This window comes from Paludibaculum fermentans (assembly GCF_051172195.1).
In the GTDB taxonomy this organism is placed as follows: Bacteria; Acidobacteriota; Terriglobia; order Bryobacterales; family Bryobacteraceae; genus Paludibaculum; species Paludibaculum fermentans_A.
The window spans coordinates 4,512,456-4,534,964 of sequence record NZ_JBPJAQ010000001.1 but is presented as its reverse complement, the minus strand read 5'-3'; the positions used below and the strand labels follow the sequence as shown (position 1 = coordinate 4,534,964).

The 22,509-nt window shown below is 63.2% G+C and carries 30 protein-coding genes; 14 read left to right on the top strand and 16 right to left on the bottom strand.

What is annotated here, in order from left to right; genetic code table 11:
• Positions 1 to 39 precede the first annotated feature (39 nt).
• The gene (locus ACR9Y2_RS18280) at positions 40 to 672 is read left to right on the top strand and encodes a hypothetical protein (protein WP_435042979.1); all 633 of its coding nucleotides are present in this window, start codon (positions 40 to 42) and stop codon (positions 670 to 672) included.
• Positions 673 to 685: 13 nt separating this feature from the next.
• On the opposite strand, the gene ACR9Y2_RS18275 is transcribed toward ACR9Y2_RS18280, so the two are convergent.
• Together ACR9Y2_RS18275 and ACR9Y2_RS18270 are read right to left on the bottom strand one after the other, a co-directional pair.
• A complete protein-coding gene (locus ACR9Y2_RS18275; RefSeq protein ID WP_435042978.1) occupies positions 686 to 1,087 on the bottom strand; it encodes an iron chaperone in 402 nt (133 codons plus the stop codon).
• Positions 1,088 to 1,098: 11 nt separating this feature from the next.
• On the bottom strand, positions 1,099 to 2,178 hold the full coding sequence (locus ACR9Y2_RS18270; protein ID WP_435042977.1) for a mannonate dehydratase: 1,080 nt from the start codon (positions 2,176 to 2,178) through the stop codon (positions 1,099 to 1,101).
• 117 nt (positions 2,179 to 2,295) lie between these two features.
• On the opposite strand from ACR9Y2_RS18270, the gene ACR9Y2_RS18265 reads away from it, so the two are divergent.
• From ACR9Y2_RS18265 to ACR9Y2_RS18245, 5 genes are all read left to right on the top strand, one after another.
• Complete coding sequence (locus tag ACR9Y2_RS18265; protein ID WP_435042975.1) at positions 2,296 to 3,138, top strand: TIGR02147 family protein; 843 nt, start codon at positions 2,296 to 2,298, stop codon at positions 3,136 to 3,138.
• On the top strand, positions 3,107 to 3,454 hold the full coding sequence (locus ACR9Y2_RS18260) for a VOC family protein (RefSeq protein WP_435042974.1): 348 nt from the start codon (positions 3,107 to 3,109) through the stop codon (positions 3,452 to 3,454). Before ACR9Y2_RS18265 ends, ACR9Y2_RS18260 begins: the two co-directional genes overlap by 32 nt.
• A 70-nt stretch (positions 3,455 to 3,524) precedes the next feature.
• Positions 3,525 to 3,923, top strand: coding sequence for a hypothetical protein (locus tag ACR9Y2_RS18255; protein ID WP_435042973.1), 399 nt, complete (start codon positions 3,525 to 3,527; stop codon positions 3,921 to 3,923).
• Positions 3,907 to 4,149 carry a hypothetical protein gene (locus ACR9Y2_RS18250; protein WP_435042971.1) on the top strand — a complete coding sequence of 81 codons (243 nt, stop codon included), beginning with the start codon at positions 3,907 to 3,909 and terminating at the stop codon, positions 4,147 to 4,149. Before ACR9Y2_RS18255 ends, ACR9Y2_RS18250 begins: the two co-directional genes overlap by 17 nt.
• A 117-nt stretch (positions 4,150 to 4,266) precedes the next feature.
• Positions 4,267 to 6,408 (top strand): carboxypeptidase-like regulatory domain-containing protein, encoded by a 2,142-nt coding sequence (locus ACR9Y2_RS18245; RefSeq protein ID WP_435042969.1) that lies wholly within the window; start codon positions 4,267 to 4,269, stop codon positions 6,406 to 6,408.
• A 74-nt stretch (positions 6,409 to 6,482) separates the two neighbouring features.
• On the opposite strand, the gene ACR9Y2_RS18240 is transcribed toward ACR9Y2_RS18245, so the two are convergent.
• The gene (locus ACR9Y2_RS18240) at positions 6,483 to 7,109 is read right to left on the bottom strand and encodes a TetR family transcriptional regulator (protein WP_435042968.1); all 627 of its coding nucleotides are present in this window, start codon (positions 7,107 to 7,109) and stop codon (positions 6,483 to 6,485) included.
• 80 nt (positions 7,110 to 7,189) lie between these two features.
• Between ACR9Y2_RS18240 and hpnH the strand changes: the two genes are divergently transcribed.
• The 3 genes from hpnH to ACR9Y2_RS18225 all read left to right on the top strand — a co-directional run bounded on the left by hpnH (position 7,190) and on the right by ACR9Y2_RS18225 (position 8,980).
• Positions 7,190 to 8,284: an adenosyl-hopene transferase HpnH gene (hpnH, locus tag ACR9Y2_RS18235; protein WP_435042967.1), complete on the top strand. Its 1,095-nt coding sequence runs from the start codon at positions 7,190 to 7,192 to the stop codon at positions 8,282 to 8,284.
• A 23-nt stretch (positions 8,285 to 8,307) separates the two neighbouring features.
• Entirely contained in the window at positions 8,308 to 8,637 is a 330-nt protein-coding gene (locus ACR9Y2_RS18230; RefSeq protein WP_435042965.1) for a hypothetical protein, read from the top strand.
• Between the two features lie 88 nt (positions 8,638 to 8,725).
• The gene (locus tag ACR9Y2_RS18225) at positions 8,726 to 8,980 is read left to right on the top strand and encodes a BrnA antitoxin family protein (protein ID WP_435042963.1); all 255 of its coding nucleotides are present in this window, start codon (positions 8,726 to 8,728) and stop codon (positions 8,978 to 8,980) included.
• Positions 8,981 to 9,074: 94 nt separating this feature from the next.
• Here the strand turns inward: ACR9Y2_RS18225 and ACR9Y2_RS18220 are convergent, their stop codons facing one another.
• A complete protein-coding gene (locus ACR9Y2_RS18220; RefSeq protein ID WP_435042961.1) occupies positions 9,075 to 9,251 on the bottom strand; it encodes a hypothetical protein in 177 nt (58 codons plus the stop codon).
• A gap of 145 nt (positions 9,252 to 9,396) precedes the next feature.
• A complete protein-coding gene (locus ACR9Y2_RS18215) occupies positions 9,397 to 9,624 on the bottom strand; it encodes a DUF433 domain-containing protein (protein WP_435042960.1) in 228 nt (75 codons plus the stop codon).
• A 287-nt stretch (positions 9,625 to 9,911) separates the two neighbouring features.
• On the opposite strand from ACR9Y2_RS18215, the gene ACR9Y2_RS18210 reads away from it, so the two are divergent.
• Complete coding sequence (locus ACR9Y2_RS18210; protein WP_435042958.1) at positions 9,912 to 11,153, top strand: hypothetical protein; 1,242 nt, start codon at positions 9,912 to 9,914, stop codon at positions 11,151 to 11,153.
• A gap of 79 nt (positions 11,154 to 11,232) precedes the next feature.
• Here the strand turns inward: ACR9Y2_RS18210 and ACR9Y2_RS18205 are convergent, their stop codons facing one another.
• A complete protein-coding gene (locus ACR9Y2_RS18205) occupies positions 11,233 to 11,991 on the bottom strand; it encodes a class I SAM-dependent methyltransferase (RefSeq protein WP_435042957.1) in 759 nt (252 codons plus the stop codon).
• A gap of 91 nt (positions 11,992 to 12,082) precedes the next feature.
• On the opposite strand from ACR9Y2_RS18205, the gene ACR9Y2_RS18200 reads away from it, so the two are divergent.
• Both ACR9Y2_RS18200 and ACR9Y2_RS18195 read left to right on the top strand, forming a co-directional pair.
• Positions 12,083 to 12,742: a response regulator gene (locus ACR9Y2_RS18200; RefSeq protein ID WP_435042955.1), complete on the top strand. Its 660-nt coding sequence runs from the start codon at positions 12,083 to 12,085 to the stop codon at positions 12,740 to 12,742.
• Between the two features lie 2 nt (positions 12,743 to 12,744).
• A complete protein-coding gene (locus ACR9Y2_RS18195; RefSeq protein ID WP_435042954.1) occupies positions 12,745 to 13,719 on the top strand; it encodes a sensor histidine kinase in 975 nt (324 codons plus the stop codon).
• Positions 13,720 to 13,856: 137 nt separating this feature from the next.
• Here ACR9Y2_RS18195 and ACR9Y2_RS18190 read toward each other — a convergent pair whose 3' ends face one another.
• The 3 genes from ACR9Y2_RS18190 to ACR9Y2_RS18180 form a co-directional block, all read right to left on the bottom strand.
• Positions 13,857 to 14,609 carry a zeta toxin family protein gene (locus ACR9Y2_RS18190; RefSeq protein ID WP_435042953.1) on the bottom strand — a complete coding sequence of 251 codons (753 nt, stop codon included), beginning with the start codon at positions 14,607 to 14,609 and terminating at the stop codon, positions 13,857 to 13,859.
• An 11-nt stretch (positions 14,610 to 14,620) separates the two neighbouring features.
• Positions 14,621 to 14,995: a hypothetical protein gene (locus tag ACR9Y2_RS18185; protein WP_435042952.1), complete on the bottom strand. Its 375-nt coding sequence runs from the start codon at positions 14,993 to 14,995 to the stop codon at positions 14,621 to 14,623.
• Between the two features lie 116 nt (positions 14,996 to 15,111).
• Positions 15,112 to 15,306 (bottom strand): hypothetical protein, encoded by a 195-nt coding sequence (locus ACR9Y2_RS18180; protein WP_435042951.1) that lies wholly within the window; start codon positions 15,304 to 15,306, stop codon positions 15,112 to 15,114.
• On the opposite strand from ACR9Y2_RS18180, the gene ACR9Y2_RS18175 reads away from it, so the two are divergent.
• Both ACR9Y2_RS18175 and ACR9Y2_RS18170 read left to right on the top strand, forming a co-directional pair.
• Positions 15,305 to 15,592: a hypothetical protein gene (locus ACR9Y2_RS18175; protein ID WP_435042950.1), complete on the top strand. Its 288-nt coding sequence runs from the start codon at positions 15,305 to 15,307 to the stop codon at positions 15,590 to 15,592. The two genes, ACR9Y2_RS18180 and ACR9Y2_RS18175, sit on opposite strands and share 2 nt — an antisense overlap.
• Before the next feature lie 8 nt (positions 15,593 to 15,600).
• Positions 15,601 to 15,921: an ATP-binding protein gene (locus ACR9Y2_RS18170; protein ID WP_435042949.1), complete on the top strand. Its 321-nt coding sequence runs from the start codon at positions 15,601 to 15,603 to the stop codon at positions 15,919 to 15,921.
• Between the two features lie 58 nt (positions 15,922 to 15,979).
• Here the strand turns inward: ACR9Y2_RS18170 and ACR9Y2_RS18165 are convergent, their stop codons facing one another.
• From ACR9Y2_RS18165 to ACR9Y2_RS18135, 7 genes are all read right to left on the bottom strand, one after another.
• On the bottom strand, positions 15,980 to 16,549 hold the full coding sequence (locus tag ACR9Y2_RS18165; RefSeq protein WP_435042948.1) for a hypothetical protein: 570 nt from the start codon (positions 16,547 to 16,549) through the stop codon (positions 15,980 to 15,982).
• A 353-nt stretch (positions 16,550 to 16,902) separates the two neighbouring features.
• Positions 16,903 to 17,034: a hypothetical protein gene (locus ACR9Y2_RS18160; RefSeq protein WP_435042947.1), complete on the bottom strand. Its 132-nt coding sequence runs from the start codon at positions 17,032 to 17,034 to the stop codon at positions 16,903 to 16,905.
• Positions 17,035 to 17,104: 70 nt separating this feature from the next.
• Positions 17,105 to 17,869 (bottom strand): hypothetical protein, encoded by a 765-nt coding sequence (locus tag ACR9Y2_RS18155; protein WP_435042946.1) that lies wholly within the window; start codon positions 17,867 to 17,869, stop codon positions 17,105 to 17,107.
• Positions 17,870 to 17,904: 35 nt separating this feature from the next.
• The gene (locus tag ACR9Y2_RS18150) at positions 17,905 to 20,607 is read right to left on the bottom strand and encodes an ADOP family duplicated permease (protein ID WP_435042945.1); all 2,703 of its coding nucleotides are present in this window, start codon (positions 20,605 to 20,607) and stop codon (positions 17,905 to 17,907) included.
• Positions 20,604 to 20,945: a PadR family transcriptional regulator gene (locus ACR9Y2_RS18145; protein WP_435042944.1), complete on the bottom strand. Its 342-nt coding sequence runs from the start codon at positions 20,943 to 20,945 to the stop codon at positions 20,604 to 20,606. Before ACR9Y2_RS18145 ends, ACR9Y2_RS18150 begins: the two co-directional genes overlap by 4 nt.
• A 66-nt stretch (positions 20,946 to 21,011) precedes the next feature.
• On the bottom strand, positions 21,012 to 21,536 hold the full coding sequence (locus tag ACR9Y2_RS18140; RefSeq protein WP_435042943.1) for a class I SAM-dependent methyltransferase: 525 nt from the start codon (positions 21,534 to 21,536) through the stop codon (positions 21,012 to 21,014).
• A gap of 113 nt (positions 21,537 to 21,649) precedes the next feature.
• On the bottom strand, positions 21,650 to 22,384 hold the full coding sequence (locus tag ACR9Y2_RS18135; protein ID WP_435042942.1) for a hypothetical protein: 735 nt from the start codon (positions 22,382 to 22,384) through the stop codon (positions 21,650 to 21,652).
• Positions 22,385 to 22,509 lie beyond the last annotated feature (125 nt).

Here is a 22,509-nt window from a genome sequence, read left to right as displayed (position 1 = left end):
ACCGCCATCCATGCTCCACATGAGCTACGCTCGAATCGAATGCCAAGACAAGAACGCAGCGCGGCCACGCCGGTCCAGGAGCTCTCCACTCTCCTCGAACTCTGGCAGTGGTGGTTGAAGGAAGACTACTCGCTGGACCTGATCGTCAGTGATCCCTCCGGGCAGGAGGGCGTGCCGCCCGTCAGGCATCACTACGTCTTCGGCGCCTTCGATCGACGCGAACCGGCTTCCGGGGAGATCTTCCACTTCGACTCCAGGCTGGAGGAGTTGATGGACTCGCTGCATCGCGGCGAGCCGCTGCCCGGCTGCAATAAGCCAGCCCGCATCGCCGGCATTCGCATCGTGCTCTTCAATCAGGACGTGGCCTACCAGGCTTCTCTCGAGACCGGGCCCAACAAAGTGGAAATCGTCTTTGACCTCTCGTCGGTGGCTTTCGGCAAGGGGCGCGTCCCCGGTTATGTGCGTGCCGTTCGGATGGGCCGCAAGTGGCTGATCCGCCCGCGTCACCCGGAGATTGTCTCACTGGCCGGCTTTGAAGGCGACATTGACGAGTGCCTGCGGGAGATCTTCCTGGCCGCGTCAGTGGCGCCGCACCCCTATCAGGAATACATCGACGTCAACAAGGAACAGTACGAGCAGGCCCTGGCCGGCGGCCGCCGAATCCCGGAGTGACCGGGAGCCGCCCCTATTTTTTCTTTGCCTCGTTCTCGGCCACCTTGGCTTTGACCAGCTTCTTCACCAGCGCGGAGGACAGCGGCTTGTCGAGAGGAAACTGAAGCGTCCCCTTGGAAGTCTGGAACGCTTTCAACTCGTTCTCGAACTGCGCGATCACGGCCAGGCTCATGGGGAAGAGACTGCAGTGGTTCTTAAAGGCGGCATAGGCCAGCAGGCCGCCCTTGTACTTGAACGCAGGCATGCCGTAACTGATGGCCTCCGTCGCCTCCGCCGGAGCGGCTGACCGGATCACGGCCCTGATCTTCTCCAGCGTGCCGCGGCCCGGTTCCGGGACTGCCGCCAGGTATGCCTCCACCGCCGCCAGTCCCTCCGCTGCCTTGGCCGAGGGTCCGCCCGTCGCCGCCTTCTTCATCGGATATCGCCCTACCCTTTCTTCTCCGCCAACGCCGCCTGATACAGCGCCCGGATATAACCCATGCTGTAGGCCCAACCCGACTGCCGCGCCCCGCTCATCGCCGGCACATGGTCGGCAATCAGGTTGCCGCGGAAATCGACCTCCACCAGGGTGCGCATCAGCTTGTACATATCCGTGTAGCCTCCGTCGATATAGGTCTCGACAAAATATGGCTGGGGCGCCGTCACATTCCGGAAGTGGATCTTCCACAGCTTGCCCAGCTTCGCAAAGCCGCGCGCCGCCTCGAACACGTCTTTGCCCATGCTCTTGCCGCCCTCCATCCAGGTGCCGCAGCACAGGCACACCCCGATGTTCGGGGAGTTCGCAATCTCCAGCGCCTTCACGTACCCGTCGTAGGTTCCAAAGATGTGCCGCGGGATGCCGCCCAGCTCCGGCACCGGCGGATCGTCGGGATGGATTCCGATGCGTACGCCCGCTTCTTCCGCCACCGGAGCAATCTGCCGGATGAAATAGGTGTAGTTCTCCCAGAGCTCTTCCTTCGAGTACTTCCGGCCGTGCGTCAACGCGCCCTCGTAGGTCTTGCCGTTCCAGGTGCCCTTGGCCGTCTCCAACCGGAACGCCCGGGCGGTCCCGCCGCCGCGCGTCTTCTCGGTGGCGCTCGACCAGATGCCGTTCGCCATGTGGGCGTAGGTGATGTAGCCGATGCCCGCTTTGCCTGTATCGCGGATGTACTGCTTCAGCCACGCGATCTTTTCTTCCCGCCCCGGCAGGTTCAGGGTCACCTCTTCGATGTTCCGGTTGTCGTTGTTCGAGATGTTCCAAACCTGCAGGCCCGCCGCCGCGGCCTTGGTTTTGATGGCCTGGAAGTTATCCAGGGTGGCCCGGCCCTTGCCGGTCTGCACGTTCAGATAGTCGATGCCCATCTGCCGGATCCAGGCCAGGTCGTCGTCCGTGACCTCCTCGCCCACCTGCATCGAGATCTTGATACCCGGAGTCAGCGGAGCCAGCGGCTTGGCGGCCGCCGCCGTCGCACTCACCCCCGCGGCCAAGCCCCCCATCGCCAGTTCGCGTCGTGTCAGTTCGCTCATCTCGTCCTCCTGCGAGATCAATCATATGACTAGACGGTGGGCGCCGGGGCAACGCCCTGCCCCACTATTTGCCCCCCGGCTCTTGTCCGCCTGTCCGGTAGCCCCTACACTGGCCACTTGAAGATCGTCACCGGCTCATCTGACACAGGCCGCCCCGCCCTGGACTTCCGCCTCTTCCTGCAGCAGGAACTGGCCCGGCGATGCGCCCGGAATCCGCAATACTCGCTGCGCGCCTTCGCGAACTTTCTCGGCGTCGACCACTCCACACTTTCCCAACTCCTGCGCGGCCGCCGGACCTTTGGGAAAACGGCCATCCAGCGTCTGTCCATCCGGCTGGGCATCGACACGGAAACCCGCGCCCAGTTCGTCACCCAGACTACCCAGCCCCAGGACGCCGCGTCGAAGATGACGGAGGAGACCGCCCGCCTGCTCGCCGATTGGCAGCATCACGCCATCCTGGAACTTCTCCATCTGGACGCCTTCCGCCCCGACAGCCGCTGGATTGCCCGGGTCCTGGGCATCCCTGTCGATGAGGTCAACGTCGCCGTCCAGCGCCTGCTGCGCCTGGGCCTGCTCCGCATGGAGCCTTCCGGCTGGGTCGACACCACCGGCTCTGCCATCGCCGATGAAGGCGAATTCACCCAGGCTGCCGTCGACCGCCTGGCGGCCGAGGTCCGCCGCCTGGCCGCGCCCCCAGCACCGGATGGACGCTGGCGCGAATTCAGTTCCACCACCCTGGCTGTGAACCGCGATCAACTGCCCGCCCTCCGCCAACTGCTCGACCGCTTCCGCCAGGACTTGGGTCATTTGTTCGAAAATGCCGGCCTGCGCGATGACGTCTACCGGCTGGATATCAGCCTGTGGCCCGTCACCACCGCCCCGGCGCCAAAGTCCGAGAAAGAGGTTTCACACAATGGGACAACCCGTCATGCAATGGCAGATCCTGGCCAAGGATCCTGAAAAAGCCGCCCGCTTTTACTCGGGCCTGTTCGGCTGGGAGATCAACGCCAACAACGCGCTGGGCTACCGCATGGTCGACACCTGCTCAGAGCGCGGCATCCAGGGTGGCATCTGGCCCTGCCCGCCCGAGGGCAAGCCGATGGTCACGCTCTACGTCGAGGTCGACGACGTCGCTGCTGCCGTCGAAAAGTGTAAAACCCTCGGCGGCCACGTAGTATTCCCGCCTCAGATGCTCCCCGATGGCGACGAGATGGCGATCGTGCTCGACGCCGAGGGCCTGCCCGTCGGCCTATTCCGCCGTGCCCAACAAAGTTGAGAACTTTTCACCTCCTGCTGAAACGGAGATCCCCTGTTCCTCACTATTGCCATGGAGGACGGAGAACGTCGTGCTCGCCGCGCTGCCACTCACTTGGTTGATTGTGTCCGTTCTGGCAGTGTGGCGCGTCACCCATCTGCTCTGCGAGGAGGACGGTCCGGGCGATCTCTTCGCCCGGCTGCGCAGGGCTCTCGGGAACGGCTTCTTCGGACGAATGCTGGACTGTTTTTACTGCCTCAGCCTGTGGGTGGCAGCACCGGCCGCCTGGTTTCTGGGAAGCAACTGGCTCGACCGGTCCCTGCTCTGGCTGGGCCTCTCGGGTGGCGCGATTCTCGTGGAACGCGCCACTCACCGAGCCCCGGCTGCCCCCGCCGCGCCACCTGCGCTGTGGCACGTAGAACCTTTGCCGGATCACACCGATCCGCCAGTCGTCTCAAAGGAGGAACACCACCATGTCCTGTTGCGGTAGTCAGCGGGCCGCCGCGCGCCCAGCGCAAACCGGCCCCTCGGGCGAAGCCCGCCACTGGAACTCCGGCGGCGTGCAGTTCGAGTACTCGGGCCAGGGTCAACTAGTGGTCACTGGACCGCTGACAGGCATGGTCTACCGGTTTGGAGGCGGCGCCGGGCGTGTCAGTGTCCATGGCTCCGATGCGCCTTCGCTCGTCTCCGTGCCGGGTCTCAAACTGGTGCGCTAGCTCCAGCCGATTCAGAGCAATCGAAACCGTCAATGAAGGCGCGGTGCCGCCCGCGCTATTCGTGTGTCAACAAAAAACAAATAACAAAACAAATAACGTTCCCGGAGGCACAAGACCGTGAGTACACTCAGGATCCCTATCGATGCGTCGCAGATTGCGGACACCGATCGCAAGCAGCAAAAGGTAAAAGTCGCCGTTCAGGACAAGAACGGAGTCAAGTCCCAGATCATCGCGCTCGACGCCGGCAAGGGAGAAATCAAACTCGACGTCGACCCCAAGCAAACCCTCAACATCGCCGTCGGCCCGGAATCCGCCAGCGACGAGGACATGTTCCATCTCCAAACGCTCACCGCCAAGGTGACGCCCGCCCAGTGGGCCAACGAGCGGACGCTGGCGATCCCGGCGATCGTCATCACCCCGCAATGGTGGGTCTGGTGGCTGCGCTGGTGCCGCGTATTCACGATTCATGGCCGCGTCGTGTGCGCCGATGGCAGCCCCGTCCCCGGAGCCGAGGTCCGCGCCTATGACGTCGACTTCTTCTGGTGGTGGTCCTCCATCCAGCAGGTTGGACCTTCCGCTGTCACCGACGGTGCCGGTAATTTCACGATCCGCTTCCGCTGGTGCTGCGGCTGGTGGCCCTGGTGGTGGTGGCGGCTGCGTCAATGGCGCCTGGACGACGATCTCATAGAGAAGATCCGGCCTGTCCTCAAGCTCAATCCGGCTATCCGCTTCCCGGAACCGGACCCCATCCCGCGCCTCGACATCGCGGCCCTGAACCCTCAGCCGCTGCCGCCGCTCGGCCCCCTCACGCCCACCCGGCCGACTGTTGTTACGCCTGTTCTTCACCCCAGCCTGCTGGCGCGCAAGGTCCTCGATCCCAGCACCATCCCCGCCGTCCGCGACAAGCTGGTTTCCCTGCTGCCGCACGTGCCGGAGCTCGAAAAGCTTCGCATCTGGCCCTGGTGGCCCTGGAATCCCTGGTTCGACTGCAATCCGGACATCATCTTCCGAGTCACCCAGCCCTGCGGCGCCGGCCCGGCCAAAGTGGTGTTCAGCGAAAACGTCTTCCAGACCCGCTGGGACATTCCCACCAACCTCAACGTCACCCTCGTCGCCAACAACCAGGCCTGCTGCCTGCCCCATGATGACGATCAGCCGGAAGGCGACTGCTCGCTCTTCACCAGCGTTTGCGGCGATCCCGGGATCCCTGTCACCACCATCGGCAAGACCGGTGTCACGGCGGGATACTTCGACCCCGGCGGCCGCGACCGGCCGTTCTCCGAATCAGTCAGCTTCTACGGCCTCTTCGGAACCTCCGCGCAAGCCGACTTCTACGAGATCGAGTACACCCCGCACGGCTCCGCCGGCTGGGCGCCCGTGCCTGCCGGCTGCCTCATCGACCTCTGGCGCGGCTACTTCGACGCTACGCTCCCGTGGCCGAATCAGTTCGTCTTCCCCACCTTCCCGGTGATCGACTTCGGCGGAATCCATGTCTATGAGAGCCGCCAGCACTACGAAGCAACCCACCCCGCCGCCTGGGGCAACGCCATCGCGGGCCGTGTCTGGTCCAACAACATCAACGTGATGGCGAACATCCAGACCAAGGGCTTCTTCTCCGATGGCGCCTACGACTTCCGTGTCATCGGCTACCGTGCCGACGGCGCCGGCAATCCCGACCTCGCCACCCGCAAGGTCATGGACGGCTGTGGCGGCGAGCCCGAGAACAACCTGCTCACCCTGCGTCTCGACAACCGCGTTGTAGGCCCGCAGGTACCGAACACCGTCCACGTCGATACTACCGAGCCCGATTGCGGCATCAACTCGGTCCGTATCGGCGGCGCCACGGTCCTACCCTGCGGAGCCCAGCAGCTCCCCAACGGCGTCCCGCTCGAGATCGACTTCTTTGTCTCCGATCCCGATGGCCACCTCGACCACTACGAACTGGTGGTCAAGTACGACCTCGGCTCGATCAAGAACCTTCTCAGCGCGGCCGATGTCGGAGCCTTCACCCTCACGCCGCTCGCCGGCGGTCCGCAGGGCCCCGACTACTCCAATGCCGTGAACGCGCCGCAAACCGCTGTCCGTCCCACCTGGAACGGCGGCACCATGCGGCTGCACGTCAACGACGCGGCTTTGGTCTTCCCCAAAACCTGCTGCTATTTGGTTGAGCTCACGGTTTGGAAGCGCAATATCGCCAATTGCGACGGCCACCTGAGCTATTTCAACCAGATGCACTACTCGTTCACAGTAACGGTGTAGCGCAATCTGGTGCTAACAGGGCCGGGCGCGCTTCCCACAGGGCGTGTCCGGCCCCATTTTTATTGAGGATGTTCTTAGAAGAGGTAGGCCGCCAGCAGGGCCTTCAGTTCAGTCAGGACGGCCGCCCGTTCTTCCTGCGCCGGTTGCTCATACGCGTAGCCGATCAGCCGCTCCCCCGCCTCAATCGCAATCCGCAGCTTCAGGTCGAGCAACGCCGGTTCCCTCACCCCTAACCGCCACATGATGAACCACTTCACCAGGCTCGCCGGACCCGCGTCCGGACCCGCCTGCACCTGCCGGGTCACCGCACTGATATGCCGGCCCAAGGCCAGTGTGCGGAAGTCGGGGTGCGCGTCCAGGTAGGCGATATAGGCGTCGATGACCCGATTGAGGAATCCCGGCCCATCGGAGAGGACAGATTTCGCCACCGCGCCCACCAGGCTTGCTCGGAAATCGTCCATATGCCGGACCGCGATCGCGTCCAGAATCGTCTGCTTGTCAGGGAAGAAGCGGTACAGCCCGCCGATCGAGATGCCCGCCTCAGCCGCGATCCGGCTGGTCGTGATCTCCTCCAACGGCACTTTGGTCAGCAGGGCGGACGCCGACGACAGGATGTGATTCACGGTGTCGGTGCTGCGTTCCTGCACCGGACGGCGTCGAACCTGCACTGCGGGCGGATCGTTGGAAATCGGGCCGGACATAAGACTCATTGACAGTATGCCAGCTTTCCTGGTAAAACGCGAAAGAGAGTTCGCGTTCGCGATCAGAGGCCGATCAACCTATGCCCGTACCGATTTCCCAGATGTGGACCGTCGCCACCTACGTGCTGAAACAGCGTATTCAGGGCCGGCGCCAGTACCCCCTCGTGCTCATGCTAGAGCCGCTCTTTCGCTGCAACCTGGCCTGCGCCGGCTGCGGCAAGATCCAGTACCCGGCCCACATCCTGAAGTCGCAACTCACGCCGGAAGAGTGCTTTAACGCCGTCGACGAGTGCGGAGCCCCAATGGTCTCCATCCCCGGCGGCGAGCCCCTGATGCACCCCCAGATCGCCGAAATCGTAGCCGGCCTGGTGGCCCGCAAGAAGTACATCTACCTCTGCACGAATGCCCTGCTCCTGAAGGAGAAGATCGACCTCTTCACCCCGAGCAAGTATCTGACCTTCTCCGTCCACATGGACGGCCAGAAGGACCACCACGACTTCTCGGTTTGCAAGGAGGGTGGCTACGAACTCGCCGCTGAGGGCATCCGGGAAGCGGTGAAGCGCGGCTTCCGCGTCACCACCAACACGACCCTGTTCGATGGCGCCGACCCGAACAGCGTCCGCGGCTTCTTCGACGAGATGATGGAGCTCGGCGTCGAGGGCATGATGCTCTCGCCGGGCTACTCCTACGACAAGGCGCCCGACCAGCAACACTTCCTGGGCAAGGACAGCACCCGCTCGCTCTTCCGGACGTTCCTGTCGAATCGCAAGGACCGCTGGGTCTTCAACCAGTCGCCGCTCTTCCTGGAATACCTGATGGGCCTGCGCGAATATTCCTGCACCCCCTGGGGCATGCCGACTTACAATCTGTTCGGCTGGCAGAAGCCCTGCTACCTCCTGCAGGACGGCTATGCCGACACCTTCGCCGAGCTGATGGAATCGACGCAATGGGAGAAGTACGGCACCGAGTCGGGCAACCCCAAGTGCGCCAACTGCATGGTGCACAGCGGCTATGAAGCCTCGGCCGTGCACGACACCTTCCACACCTGGCAAGGCTTCTGGAGCACGGTGAAGGCAACGTTCTCCTCGTCGTATTCGAATCCCCAGGCGCTGGCCGACCTGGCGACACCGGCCCCGGCGAAGCACGAACTGGTCCAGATCGGCGGTGGAAAGTGAGCGTCCAGGGCACGGAATGGCCGATGGCCACGGAAGCGGAAATCCTGGAAGGCCTGGAGCAGGCTTTTGACTATCGCGGAGACGTCACCATCACCCGCCGCGACGGCACGGTGCTGGAGGGCTACATCTTCGACCGCCGCACGGGCAAGACGCTGGCGGATTCGGTAGTCAGGGTGATCCCCAAGGACGCCCGGACGCGCCTCTCGATCCCTTATGCGGAGATCGCGGGTCTGACGTTCAGTGGCCGTGACACAGCGGCCGGCAAAAGCTGGGAAGCCTGGGTCCGGAAGTATTACGAAAAGAAGGCTGCTGGCGAGAAGAATATCGAGATTCAGCCGGAGAGTCTGGACTGACCACGACGGAACCTCGAGACGGCACAAGTGCGCCTTCTCAGACGGACCATTCGGCCCGGTGTACAATCGTACACACTGTAGAAGCCGAATGAAGAAAGAATATGACTTCAGCCAGGGCCAGCGCGGACCAGTGCTGAAGGTGCCGCCGGGCAAGACCCGGGTCACGATCCGCCTGGATGATGATGTTCTGGACTGGTTTCGCCAGCAGGTCGATGACGCGGGCAGTGGAAACTACCAGACACTCATCAACGAGGCGTTGCGCAGCTTCATGCACCGGAAACAGGAGTCCCTGGAATCGACCCTGCGGCGAGTGATTCGGGATGAGCTTCGGCGCTCCGGGTAACGGACGCAGCCTGTTCAACTCCTGGCAGGATCAGGGTGGCCGCCCTGTGCGGCGGAATGGCTTCACTGGATGTCCACCCAGCAACCGCCCCCTCCTACAATCCCCCCACATCCACCCGGACAATCTGCCCCGTCTGCACAAAATCGATGCTGGTGGCAATCCGCGCGGCCTTCCCTCGCAGAGTGGGCCAGTGATTCGAAGAGAGGACAACGAGCGCCAAATTCCGGCCAGTGAAGTTCTGCTGATACCGGACATTCTGGTCGCAGGTCATTAGCAAATCAAACCCTGCTTTTCCGCTGCATCGAGCAAGGCACCATTCTCCAGCCCTTGCCAGCCCAGATCGTCCGCGCGAACAACGTCATGCCCTCGCAGGAACCGCGCAAGCGGTGCGGGCGTGTTGGCATCGAATAGGATCCTTACGCCACGGCCACAGATTGATCGAGCGACTCTCTGGCGAATACCAGAACAGCATGGACCTGATCCCTGTGCACAGCCGGGAACCACTCCAGGAACTCGTCGATAGTCGCACCCCGGTCCAGGTGCTCGAACAACGTGGCGACAGGCAGCCTCGTCCCGCGGAAACACCATACTCCGCCGAGCTTCTCCGCGTTGCGATCGACGGCGCTACAGCGACTCCAGTCCATATGTACAGTGTATTCTCAATCCGGCTACTGCCTCGCCGTGAACTCGGGCCTCAGAGACCCCTACCTCCGCCCCACCAGATAAAACGACGCCCGCACCGTCCCCGACTCCACCACCTGCAGCCCGGACTCCCGCACCCGCTCCGCCCACCTCTCCTTGCTCCGAACCCCGCCAAAAACACGCCACGGTCCAAACGCGCGCCGAGTTCTGGGGGTTGCCGGCACAAGAGCACGCATGCCAGCAAGGGGCGCAATGCTACAATTGCGGCGTCAACAGTATTTGTTTTTCGATGTTTTCCAGAAAAAGCCAAGAATCCTCACCACAGTACCCGCGCACCTACCGCGCTTCCGGGGGATGGCTGATTTTCCTCTCACTGGGCGGAGCCGTATCCGCTCTGGCTGGTTCCATCGGTGCGTGGTGGTTTGTGGTGGTGGAGCCTCCTCGAGACTCGGCCGGGCGCTTCTGGCTGCCCTGCATTTGCTGCGCGTTCGTTGCCCTGGGCGTCTATCTCCTTCTGAGTGTTTTCCTCTCTCGCATCGTTCTGTTCGAGGATCGGATCGAAGTTGTTGAACTTACCAATACGAAGGTTTTGCGACGCGAAGAAATCCGCGGGTGGAAAACGCACCCGGCGCCCGGCCTCGTTTTCTTCCCGAAGGAATCCGCGCGTTCACCCATCAGCTTCGCACTGTTGTTTCCAATTGATACGACGTTCGCCCAATGGTTGTACACGCTGCCCTGTCTCGACGCCAACAACCGCAAGTCCTCCCGCGCAGAAATTCGAAACAACACTCGATTGGGGTCAACACCAGGAGTGAGGATGAGGGCGCTGGCGACCGGCCGACGCATCGCCCTCGCCATTAACGCAGTCGCCAGCCTTCTTTCTCTTTGGGCCTTCCTGCGGCCAGTTCCGTACGAGCCTTTGATGATCTCGTTGATCCTGTCACCCTGGATAGCTGGTGGAGCGGTGAAGTTGTCCCGTGGCCTCTTCCGGATTGATGGATTTCGAGATGACGACCACCCACATGTCGCTTATGCCATCCTGTTCCCGTCGATGAGTCTCGCGCTCCGATCGTTGTCTGACTACGACCTGCTTAACTCGATCCCAATCGCCTGGTGTGCTGTTATAGCAGGAATCCTCCTATGGCTTTTGCTCTGCGCGATCGATCCTAGCTCGCGCGCGAAAGGCGCGACGGCGGTTGCCATCCTGGCAGTCTCGCTGGGCCACGGCTATGGAACCGCAGTCCAAACCAACGCAATGCTGGACACCAGCCCGGAAATTGCTTATGACGCGGTGATGAAAGAAAAGCGTGTCTCCTCAGGGAAATCCATCACGTACCAACTGGATCTGGCGCCATGGGGACCATCCCGGAAAGAAACCCGGATTCGAGTCGGGCAGCTGACCTTTCAACGCGTTCAACCCGGCGATCTCATACACCTGGCCGTGCGCAAGGGTGCGCTGGGCGCGCGGTGGTACTATCTTCGCTCCTGGGAACGCGGCGCTGGCAGCCCCACGATCCCCCCAGCCCGTTGAGTGAATCGAAGAGACACGTGGATTCATCGCCGGGACGATCAATTCGTTTCGCTTGTCGTCATCGTTGTTAGCCCCGCTCCTACCTCCGCCCCACCAAATAAAACGACGCCCGCACCGTCCCGGACTCCACCACCTGCAGCCCGGACTCCTTCACCCGTTCCGCCCACCACTCCTGCCCCCGGAACCCGCCATGCGCCAGCAGCGGCCCAAACGCATACCGCAGCCACGGATCCCGCCCATTAATAATCATCATCAGGAATTCCCCGCCCGGCTTCAGCACCCGGTACGACTCGGCCAGGCTCTCCTTGATCCCGTCACGCCCCAGATGGTCAATCGCATAACACGTGATAATCCCGTCAAAGCTCGCGTTCTCGAAAGGCAACTTCCGCATATCGCCCTTCACAATCGTGGCCCGCTGCTCCACACCGGCCACCCGCAGATTCCCTTCCAGGATCTCTTCCGGCGTATGCGCGTGCCCGAAGTGCTGATCAAACGACGCGCCAAACAGATCCAGCGCCACCACCGTGGCTTTCGGACGCGACGTTAAGACCATGATGGTCGACCGCCCTGTCCCAGCCCCCAAGTCCAACACCTTGCCTGTACCCGCTCGCAGGAAGCTCTCGGTCGGCAGCGCAGCCACCGAATCGATATTCACTCCAAACCGGACCATCAGAAAGACACTCGCCGCCCAAAGCGCGAACACTCCCAGGACGAGCAGCAGCCATTTCGACCACTTCCGCCAAAACCCCAGTAGAATCACGGCGCCGGCCGACGCGGCCAAGGCCAAATGTCCGTAGCTCAGCCACCACGGATATCCAAAATCGAGAGATGCGTGCATATCGGTAGACCCATCATGCACCCGTCCACCTGAACGGATGCTGAACAGCTTGTTCAGGTGCCGTTCAGCTTCGTGCGTTATAACAGGGGGATTGCGAGTTCTGATTGTCGAGGACGAAACACTGATCGCCGAGCGGTTGGCCCAGGAACTGACCCAGGCCGGCTACGCCGTCGATACGGCTGCCGACGGCGAACGCGCTGACTTCCTGGCCTACTCAGGCGACTACGATGTCGTCCTGCTCGACCTCGGCCTGCCTAAGATTGACGGGCTCACGCTGCTCCGCCGTTGGCGCGGCGCCGGCCTCCGCTGGCCCGTCCTCATCCTCACCGCCCGCGGAAGCTGGCACGAAAAAGTGGAGGGCATCGACAGCGGAGCCGACGACTACGTCGCCAAACCCTTTCGCGTCGAGGAGGTGCTCGCCCGCGTCCGCGCCCTCATCCGCCGCGCCAGTGGAGCGGCCTCCGTTGAACTGCACTCCGGAGCCCTCACCCTCGACGTTCGCACCGCCCGCGTCACCCTCGCCGGAGAACCCGTCAAACTCACCAGCTACGAATTCCGCATCCTCTCTTACCTGCTCCATCACCGCGACCGCGTCGTCCCCCGCACCGAACTCATCGATCACATCTACGCCCAGGACTTCGACCGCGACTCCAACACCGTCGAGGTCTTCATCGCCCGCCTGCGCCGCAAACTCGGGCCTGCCTGCGTCGAAACCGTCCGCGGACTCGGCTACCGCATTGGAGCCGTCTGACGATGCTCTCATCCCTGCGCACCCGCCTGATCGTGGCCTCCATCCTGTGGACGGCCGGGCTCCTGATGATCATGCACATGCTGTCGATCCTGGTCATCCATGTCTTCCCCTCCGTCCGAGGCAGGGCTTCGTTCGCGGCCATCCTGATCGGCTTCGCCATGATGGCGGCCGGCGTCCTGGCGGCGCGCCGCGGCCTGACCCCCTTCCGGCGCTTGCAGGCGCGTCTCGCGGCCGTGCGAACCGGCCAGGAAGCACGAGTCCAGGGCATCTACCCGACCGAGATCCGCCCCTTGATCGAAGAGTTGAATGGGCTCCTGGAAAACCGCGAAGCGTCCATCCGCCGCGCCCTGGCGACAGCAGGCGATCTCGCTCACGGCCTCAAGACGCCGCTGGCGCTACTCACTCAGGAAGCAGACCGCCTCCGCGCGGAGGGCCACGAAGAGACCGCCGAAACCATCAATCAGCAGGTGGAGAAGATGGCCCGCCAGGTCGACTACCATCTGGCCCGCGCGCGGGCCGCTTCCTCCGGAGCCGCGGGCACGGCGCGCACCCTGGTGGCGGATTCGGCGGAAGGCCTGATCCGGACGCTCCGCAAGCTGCACGCCGCGCGCATCCTGGAGATCACCGCCGACCTACCCCCTGGCCTGACAGCCCGCATGCAGCGCGAGGACCTGGACGAGATCCTGGGCAATCTCCTGGACAACGCCTGTACGTGGGCCGCATCGACAATCCGCCTCTCGGGCAATCAATCGAACGAACTGCTGACGCTGACAGTGGACGATGACGGCCCCGGCCTGCCGCCGGAGCTGCTCGCCGCTGTCCTGGAGAGAGGAGTCCGGGCGGACGAAGCCGCTCCGGGATCCGGCCTCGGCTTGGCGATTGTGAGGGATCTGGCCGAGCTTTACGGTGGTTCAATCGCCCTGGAAGAGTCCCCCCTGCGCGGGCTCCGTGCCCGCCTGACGCTACGCGTCGCGTGAAGATCCCGCCTGACACCCTTTCACCACCCAACGAATGGTCCGCGCACCCATCGACTGAACCATTGGACCGAGCGCGTCATTTGCGAATCAACGCTTCCGGACTCCTGCCCTCTCACGCCCAATGACAGGCTCGACGATCATCGCGGCGCAACCTGGGCCAGCCATACGTCCGCAGCCGCCAATAGTTCAGCATCCTGCCGGAAACCGTCGTCCCGACAGTCGTACAACACCTGCTCGCGACGCTGGGCTCTCACCAGCGTGAACGCGTTGTCAATGTCGCGGCTGTTGTCAAACATCAGGGTGAGATTAGCGACGGCGGAGGCCATCCGGATCGCCTGCTGAGTGCGAGGGAAGCGGCTGCGGATTTTGTCTTCCAGAACATCGTGCCCACCTTGTGTCTTGCGGGTCCGGACGCGCAAAACAGACAGGTCGGCGGTCGCCAACCCGACAAAAAGGAGGATCACATAGTATCCGTGCTCCTGAAGCGCCCTGATCACATCGATCTTGGACCGGTAAGACCCATCTCTTTGCGCCTGAAGATGTGAGAATACGGTCTCGAACGCAAACGGCATACCCTGCTCCATCACCAGGCCCATGAAGAGCTTTACGGCCTCCTGAGAGAGCTTCTGCCAGCGTACATCCTCGTCTCTCAACCGGCTTGCCCAGTCCTTCATCATCCTGTCGCTTCCAACTGGCGGCAACAGGGAGAGCGTCAAGCGATCCGCGTTGACGAGCGGCATCTGGAGTTCGTCCGCCAGACGCTCATACCAGAGAGTGGATTTGCCGGAACCGTTGTGGCCGGCAAGCACGATCGCGACAGGCCTGCTATCCGCCGCGTCCCTGCGTAGAAGGGCCGTGAGAGTGGGAGGAGTCCTGCTAGACGCTGGCACGGCTCAGCGTCTCATTCGGTGGAAGTAGTGGGACGAAAGCGCCCACCTACAAATCGTCCGATCGTTCTCCGGCCCGAAGCGTCCTCCCGCACGATCTTCGTTGGATCCTTCGTGTAGAGCGAGTACGCATAAACCGGTTTGCCCGAGCTGCTGGCAAAGACCCGCGCACGGTCAGCGCCAGGCTTCATCATCGCCTTTCCCACGCGTTTGAGGACTCCGGAAGCCCGCTCGCGCGCCGGAACAATTGCTTTCTTGACGGGATTGCCAGTCCGGAGCACGACAAGGTCCGGATCGGTTGTCGCCACGCGGCACTCCGACACAGCCGCAGCGGCCGGTGGTTCAAAACTCACGGCTCCCTGGTCTAGCTTCTTGCCCGAGCCTGCCATCCACGTATCTCCCTGTGGGCCATCCTGCCCCGGAATGCTCCGACTTCAGTATAGCGGCCCCCCGGTCGCGCGGGCTTGGAGGAAAGGCCAGGGTTTGGCTGAGCCGCGAAACGGCTTCACTCCAGCCGCAGCGCCTCCACCGGATTCACCGTCGACGCCCGGTATGCCGGCACCATCGCCGCGTCCAACGCCGCCGTCGCCAGCAACAACGCCGATAGCCCGATCGTCCGCGGATCTGTCGCCTTCACCCCGAACAACTGCGATTCCACCAGCCGCCCCAACGCCGCCACACACGGCAGCGCGATCGCCATGCCCGGCTTCCACCATCATCAGGGCATCCCTCAGCACCAACCAGATCGCCGAACCGCCTGTCGCGCCGAAGGCCACGCCGATACCGCCGAAACCATCAATCAGCAGGTGGAGAAGATGGCCCGCCAGGTCGACTACCATCTGGCCCGCGCGCGGGCCGCTTCCTCCGGAGCCGCGGGCACGGCGCGCACTCTGGTGGCGGATTCGGCGGAAGGCCTGATCCGGACGCTCCGCAAGCTGCACGCCGCCCGCATCCTGGAGATCACCGCCGACCTGCCCCCGGCCTGACAGCCCGCATGCAGCGCGAGGACCTGGACGAGATCCTGGGCAATCTGCTGGACAACGCCTGTACGTGGGCCGCATCGACAATCCGCCTGGCAGGCAATCAATCGAACGAAGTGCTGACGCTGACAGTGGACGACGACGGCCCCGGCCTTCCGCCGGAGCTGCGCGCCGCGGTCCTGGAGCGTGGAGTCAGGGCCGACGAAGCCGCACCCGGCTCCGGCCTCGGCTTGGCGATTGTTAGAGATTTGGCGGAACTCTATGGGGGCAGCATAGCCCTGGAGGAATCGCCACAACGGGGACTGCGAGCGCGCCTGACGCTGCCGGTGTCCTGATGCGCGCGGTCGAGTCGTCCGGGCTATAGGACAGGGCACCCAGCCGCACTGGGGCCGATTACTCTTCGCTGAGCGCTCGGTGCAGCAAATCGAGAACACCGAGTTTCGCAGCCCCGTATTCCAGATATCCGCGGTCAAACCCCGCTGCGCACCCCCGAACAATCCCTTGGATATCCCGCCATTGAACCTCGGAGATCTCCCGGCCCGAGCGGAACCAGTGCAGTTTCGCCAGTAGGATATCCTCAGGCGTCACAAACCGCGCAGGGCTCTTCGATAGTCCGGTGTCTTCCAGCGATAGGGCCCGATCGAGTTCCTCCACGCCGAGTGGAAACGCACGCGAAGGAAACAAGTCGAACTTGAGCACCGAAGGCATGTGGATGACATTGAACGACCTGCCGCGACTCAACGCGTTAACGGCTTCTTCCGCATCCACATAGAATTCACTCGGCAGGGCGTCCAGAAATGCCGAAAGGCTCTCCTCCCCGAACTCGACCACAACGTCGACATCGTTGGTGAACCGAGGGTCACCGAAGGCGGTACTGGCCCACGAGCCGCCAACGGCGTAGCGGATTCCAACCCGCTCGAATGTGGTGCGGAGAAGATCAAAGGCATCCGGGCGCGGCATCATGTTCTGCGATAAGCGGCTCGCGCGAGTTCAGGCCCAAACCTCGTACAAGCAATGCGGAAAGCGAGTTCCTCCTCGCTTGCGCCCGGGTACTTTCGGCGTGCCGCCGCCCACTGCAGCGTGTTCGCCGCTTCCCACAGCCTGACGCCAATGCGCACTCGCTCGGATGGGGATAACTCCTTCAGCCGATTGAAGTAGACCTCGCGGGCTTTCGGGGTAGTGTCGTCTGGAGCCACTGTACTTCGAGTATGTCTCATTCGCTTGCCCAATTCGAGGGCCTCCCATGGGTTCGAACAACGAACAGTGGATTTCCTGAAGATCTCGAACCGGCTACCGCCCGCACCAATCCACTCCGCCTATTCCAGCCGCAGCGCCTCCACCGGATTCACCGTCGACGCCCGGTACGCCGGCACCATCGCCGCGCCCAGCGCCGCCGTCGCCAGCAACAACGCCGATAGCCCGATCGTCCACGGATCTGTCGCTTTCACTCCGAACAACTGCGATTCCACCAGCCGCCCCAACGCCGCCACACACGGCAGCGCGATCGCCGCTTCGGCTTCATGGGTCCGCGACCAACGCCCCTACCAGTCTCAGTGCTTCGTCCGCCTCAGGCGGGTGCGGACGCTCCGGCGACACCAGGATGCGGACTGCCAGGGAACGCCACAGCGACTCCTTCGCGCAAGAACCGCCCAACCCCATAAGCCATTCCGGTCCGGAGTTGCCGTTCCGCGCACAGGACTCTTCCTCCTCCACCCACTCGGCCATCCGACGGAGCCACAACCCACAATCCGCCCCCCATCCCAGGTGAGCGGCAAGCAGCAGAATAGCGAATGCGAGAAATGGAGGGTATCCGTCCTCGCCTGGGTAGGTGAGAAACCGCCAGGCCAGCAGCCCTACGGAAGCCTGTGCCACCGGCCGCCCCAACGCAATTGCACTCGCGACCAATTGAGCCAGCGTGTCGGTCTCGCCGCCGAGCATCTTCCTCTCGATGGGCCCCAGCCGCACCAGTACGGTGCATGAGAACAATCGCATCCAATGGCCCCGCGTGCCCTCTCCCCCTGGGCTCCAGCCTCGTTCATCCGGCTCCGACCAACGGATCAGTTCCAGCACTTCCCGCAGATGAGGATCTCGAGAATCCACTCGCCCCGTCTCCAGGATCCGGCGAAGCAATGCGTCGCAATGATCAGCCATATTGCCATAGTCGGCCTCTGCGATTTCGCGGCGCATTGCTGCATCTATCTCCGACTGGAACAGAGAGATCAGTGCGTCCTGATCCGGATGCAATGGCGTGAGCAACTCCGCCGTCGTAAGCCAAGGGCCCATGGCCCGCAAATCCATCACCCCTACCCTCACTCCCCTCACTCCAGCCGCAGCGCCTCCACCGGATTCACCGTCGACGCCCGGTACGCCGGCACCATCGCCGCTCCCAGCGCCGCCGTTGCCAGCAACAACGCCGATAGCCCGATCGTCCACGGATCCGTCGCTTTCACTCCAAACAACTGCGACTCCACCAGCCGCCCCAGGGCCGCCACACATGGCAGCGCGATCGCCATGCCCACCCCCACCATCAGCAGCGCGTCCCTCAGCACCAACCAGATCGCCGAGCCGCCTGTCGCGCCCAACGCCAGCCGGATCCCGATCTCCCTAGTTCGCTGCGTCACCACAAACGACATCACGCCATACAACCCCACAAGCGACAACAGCAGCGCCAGTGTACCGAACGCACCCGAAAGCGTGGCCAGCATCCGCTCCGTATTCAACGACCGGTTCACCTGCTCATCCAAGGTTCGGAATGACGAGATGGGCAGGGCCGGATCCGCATTGCGAACAATGGACCGCAGCGTCGCGGACGCCTGCTCCGGAGTGCCGCGCACCTTCACATAGAAAGTGCCGCCCGTGTCGTTCCCCTCCAGCATTGCGAAAAACGCCTGCTCTGCATTGTCCCGGATCCCGCGGTAACTGAAGTCGGCCACTACACCGATCACTTCGGCATCCGGCTTGGCGTCAGGGCCAGTGCATTCGCAAACCCGCAGGCCCAGGGGGCTGCGCCCGCCGAGGTAGCGCTTCACAAACGACTCGCTCACGATGGCCGTTCGCTGACCGAACTTGCCCACCGGAAGCGTATCGCGCTCGTCGAAATCCCTGCCTGCGATCAGCCGGATGCCCATGGTGGAGAAGAACCCCGGCGTCACCGCATTCAGGTTCACGTCCCGGTCGGTGCTGATCCGTTCGTCCGCCTGAATCGTCATCAGATCGTTCCAACTCCCACCGGTCAACAGGGCATACCGCGCCACCGCCGAGGCCTGCGTACCCGGAGCCGTGCGAACCTCCTCATGCAGCCGCCGGATCAATTGACTGGACTGCTCTGGCGTGTACCCGTTGCGGCGTGGGTCCAGTTGGAACGACACCAGGCTGGTGGTGTCGAAGCCGGGGCCTTTCTCCAACAGCCCGGTCAATGTCCGCATGAATAACATCGCGCCTACGACCAGGATCAGGGAGAACGCGATCTGCACGGTGACAATCACTTTTCGCAGACGCACTCCACCCGAGGCGGAGCCCCCGCGTTCCCGCAGCGAGGTCATCAATGACTTCCGGCCAGCCTGCAGCGCCGGAGCAAAGCCGCTCAACAGGCCCGCCGCCAAGCTCACGAGAAACGCGAACAGCAGCAGCCGATTGTCGACAGCCGCATGCAGGCCGTTGTTCGTCACCTGGCTCGGCAGAAAGGCGATCAACGTCTGCATGGCGGAAGGGGCGATGGCCACACCCAACAGGCCCCCAGCCAAGGCCAACAGGACACTGTCCGCCAGCAACTGCCGCCCGATCCGGCTCCGGGAAGCCCCCAGCGCCAGGCGTGTGCTGATCTCCCGCTCCCGGGCCGAGCCGCGCGCCAGGAACAAACCGGCTACGTTGAGGCAGGCCAAGCCAAGCAAGACGCCTGTAGCCGCCAGCAAAACCCACAGCGGTTGGGCCAGCCTGCGCCGCAAGGGGGCATGGCCCTGCGGCGCTGGAGTCACTTCCAGCCACGAGGACAAATATTGCTTCCGGCGTTCCGCCGTGATCCGCGGAAACCCGGGGCGCCCCATGTCTTCCAGCCGCATCGCCTGAAACCACGGCTCCAATCCCGACCTGGCGCGCTCCAGCGTCATCCCCGGTTTCAGCCGGCCCAGAATCTGCATCCAGCGCATACGGCGATTCTGTAGGCCCTTGAACCCAGGGATCGCCTGCGAAGACATGGACGCGGGGATCCACAACGACGGAACTTCCCCCACATCCACACCGCGAAACTGCGGAGCAGCCACGCCGACCACAGTCATCGGGTGCTGATTGATCAGGACCTTCCGGCCCAGCACGTCGGCCGCACCGTCCATCTGCGTCTTCCAGAAGTCGTAGGAAAGCACCACGACAGGACTCGCTTCGGCCGTCCGGTCATCCTCCGGGCCCAACACCCGCCCAATCGTCGCACCCACGCCAAGCATCGGGAAGTAGCTGCCCGAGACGATCTCCGCGCCCGCCGGCTTCGGATCGGACCCTGTCGACAGGTTCACGGTCGTGGCCGCGCGGCACAGCACGCCGTCAAAGATCTGGGTCTGCGCCTGCAGGTCGCCGCAGATCGGATACGACATGAGGTTGTAGCTGCCGAACCCGTTCGCCAGTTGCTCGCCTCTCCAATCCACCAGCACCAGTTGCTCAGGCTGCCGCACAGGCAGTGCATGCAGCATCACCTGATCGACCAGCGAATAGATCGCCGTTGTGGCGCCAATTCCTAACGCCAGCGACAGCACCGTCGTTGCCGTGAATGACGGGCTGCGTAGAAACGAGCGGGCGGAAAATCGCAGGTCATAGGCGAAGTCCCGCAGCCAGCGGCTCAGCCAGACGTCGCGAACCTCCTCCCGCACCTGCGCCAGTCCGCCCAATTCCAGGGTGGCCTGCCGCTTGGCCTCCACCTCGGATACGCCGGACTGCACCAGGTCCTGCACCCGGCGATCGAAATGGTAGTGCAGTTCCTTATCCAGGCCGTTTTCCAGATCCCTGCGCCGGAACCAGTTGAGGATCTTCTTCATTGCGCAGCCCCCTCGTCGAAGATCAACTGGACTGCGCCGGACAGCTTCGCCCAGCTATCCCGCTCGACCGCCAGTTGGGCGAGTCCGGCAGGAGTCAGTGAGTAGAACTTGGCCTCGCGGCCCGTCTCCGACTGCTTCCATTCCGCCTGCAGCCAGCCCTTCTGCTCCAACCGGTGCAGCGCAGGATACAGCGAGCCCTGGTTCACCTGGACGACCGAGCGGGAAATCTGCTCCAGACGCTGCGCGATGCCGTAGCCGTGCGCCGGCTCCAGGGAGAGAATCTGGAGAATCAGCATGTCGAGCGTGCCTTGCGGAATGGGGAATCTGGACGGGGGCATGAATACCTCAAGCTTCTACCATTCAGCTTAGGGCGCGATAGGTCGAAGATCAAGGTATAAGGCGCGTTACAACTGCGAACCCTTTCGCTCGAGGCGCCAGAGTTGGGAGACGATCAATCCGAACCGCTCTTCCTCCCTGGCCTGTAGTTCGAAACCGGCAGCGTGCAGGGCCCGGTCGATTTGCGGCAGTTTTGCGGTCCGCAGGCCGGTAAAGACGCGAAAGAAACCGTACATGACGCGGAGCCAGAGCCAGGAGTGCCAGTTCGCCGGCCAAAACGACACTTGTTGGAAATCGCTGACGAGCCAAACTGCGCTAAACGACAAGTGTTGTTTAACGCCCTGAATGAAGCGGACGGTCTCTTCATCGGACAGGCAATCCAGGAAGAAGTGAGTCACCACCAGGTCATACGGTCCGCCCTGTGGTGGTTGCAGCGCGTCTCCCTGGTGGAAGGTGACCTGGGCGTTTGGAGGCAGCCTCTGCCTGGCCAACCGGATCATCTCGGCGCTGGATTCGAGCACGTCGACCTTCACGCCGGGATTCTGCTCGACCAACCGCGACAGGAAGCGTCCGTCGCCTTCTCCTGCAATCAATACTTTACGGGCATCCCGGACCAACGGGAGGAATGCGAATCGCCGCCGCTCCAGTGCTTGACCGAACGCGCAGTACTCGATCCAACGGTACAGGGAGGCAATGCGGTCTGCATTCATAACCAATAGAAAACAATGGGTGTAAGCAGCGCGGCATCCACCAGGACGCGGCGCAGGTTGAGGCCGATCCGGTGTTCGTACACGGAGATGACCGTGATGCCCGCCGCACTGGCCGCAACTGCTTGAAAATACGGTTCCCGGGCAAAGGCGAGCGCCGCCAGGCCCACAGCCGGAATCCACAACCTGAGCCGTTCCTGCAGTGCCCGAGTCATGGCCTGGGGCGGCTGGCCGGCATGCAGATCGCGCCATTCCCAACCCTCGATCGCGACCAGGTTGCCGAGGCACAGCAGCATGAAGAACAACCAGGGAATGAATAGGATGCGGGCATCGCCGCTCAACGCCCAGGGCGCCACAAACGTACCCGCCGCAAACAGTACCGCGGCCACAACCTGTTTGGGAAACAGCGCCTGGAGGTGGAACAGGTGGACGACGGCGAGATAAGACAGTACGCCCGCCAGGGCCAGCCACCCCGCTTGCCGCACGGCCGGCCGGATCTCATACAAACAAAGGGCGGAATCAAAAACCAGCACGAGCACCAGCAGTACGAGGGCGAAACTGCGATGCCGGCGGTAGAAGCGGTGGCGGGGCGATTCAGTGGAGGTGGCGGGCCGCCGGACATCCAGCAGACGGTCACCCAGGTAGATCGCCCAAACGGTGAGGAAGAGCGCGATATGGGCGACGGGCCGAAGCGGCAGAGCGTAGCAGCGGCAGACAAAGGCTAGCCAGACCACGGCTACAAGAGGGGCATCCAAACTCAGCAGGTTTGGCCACAACCAGAGGGGATCGCGGCTGCGAACTTGGGTGATGGGCTATTCCTGAATTGCGGTTTGACCTTCCACATCACGCCAGGCGCTGA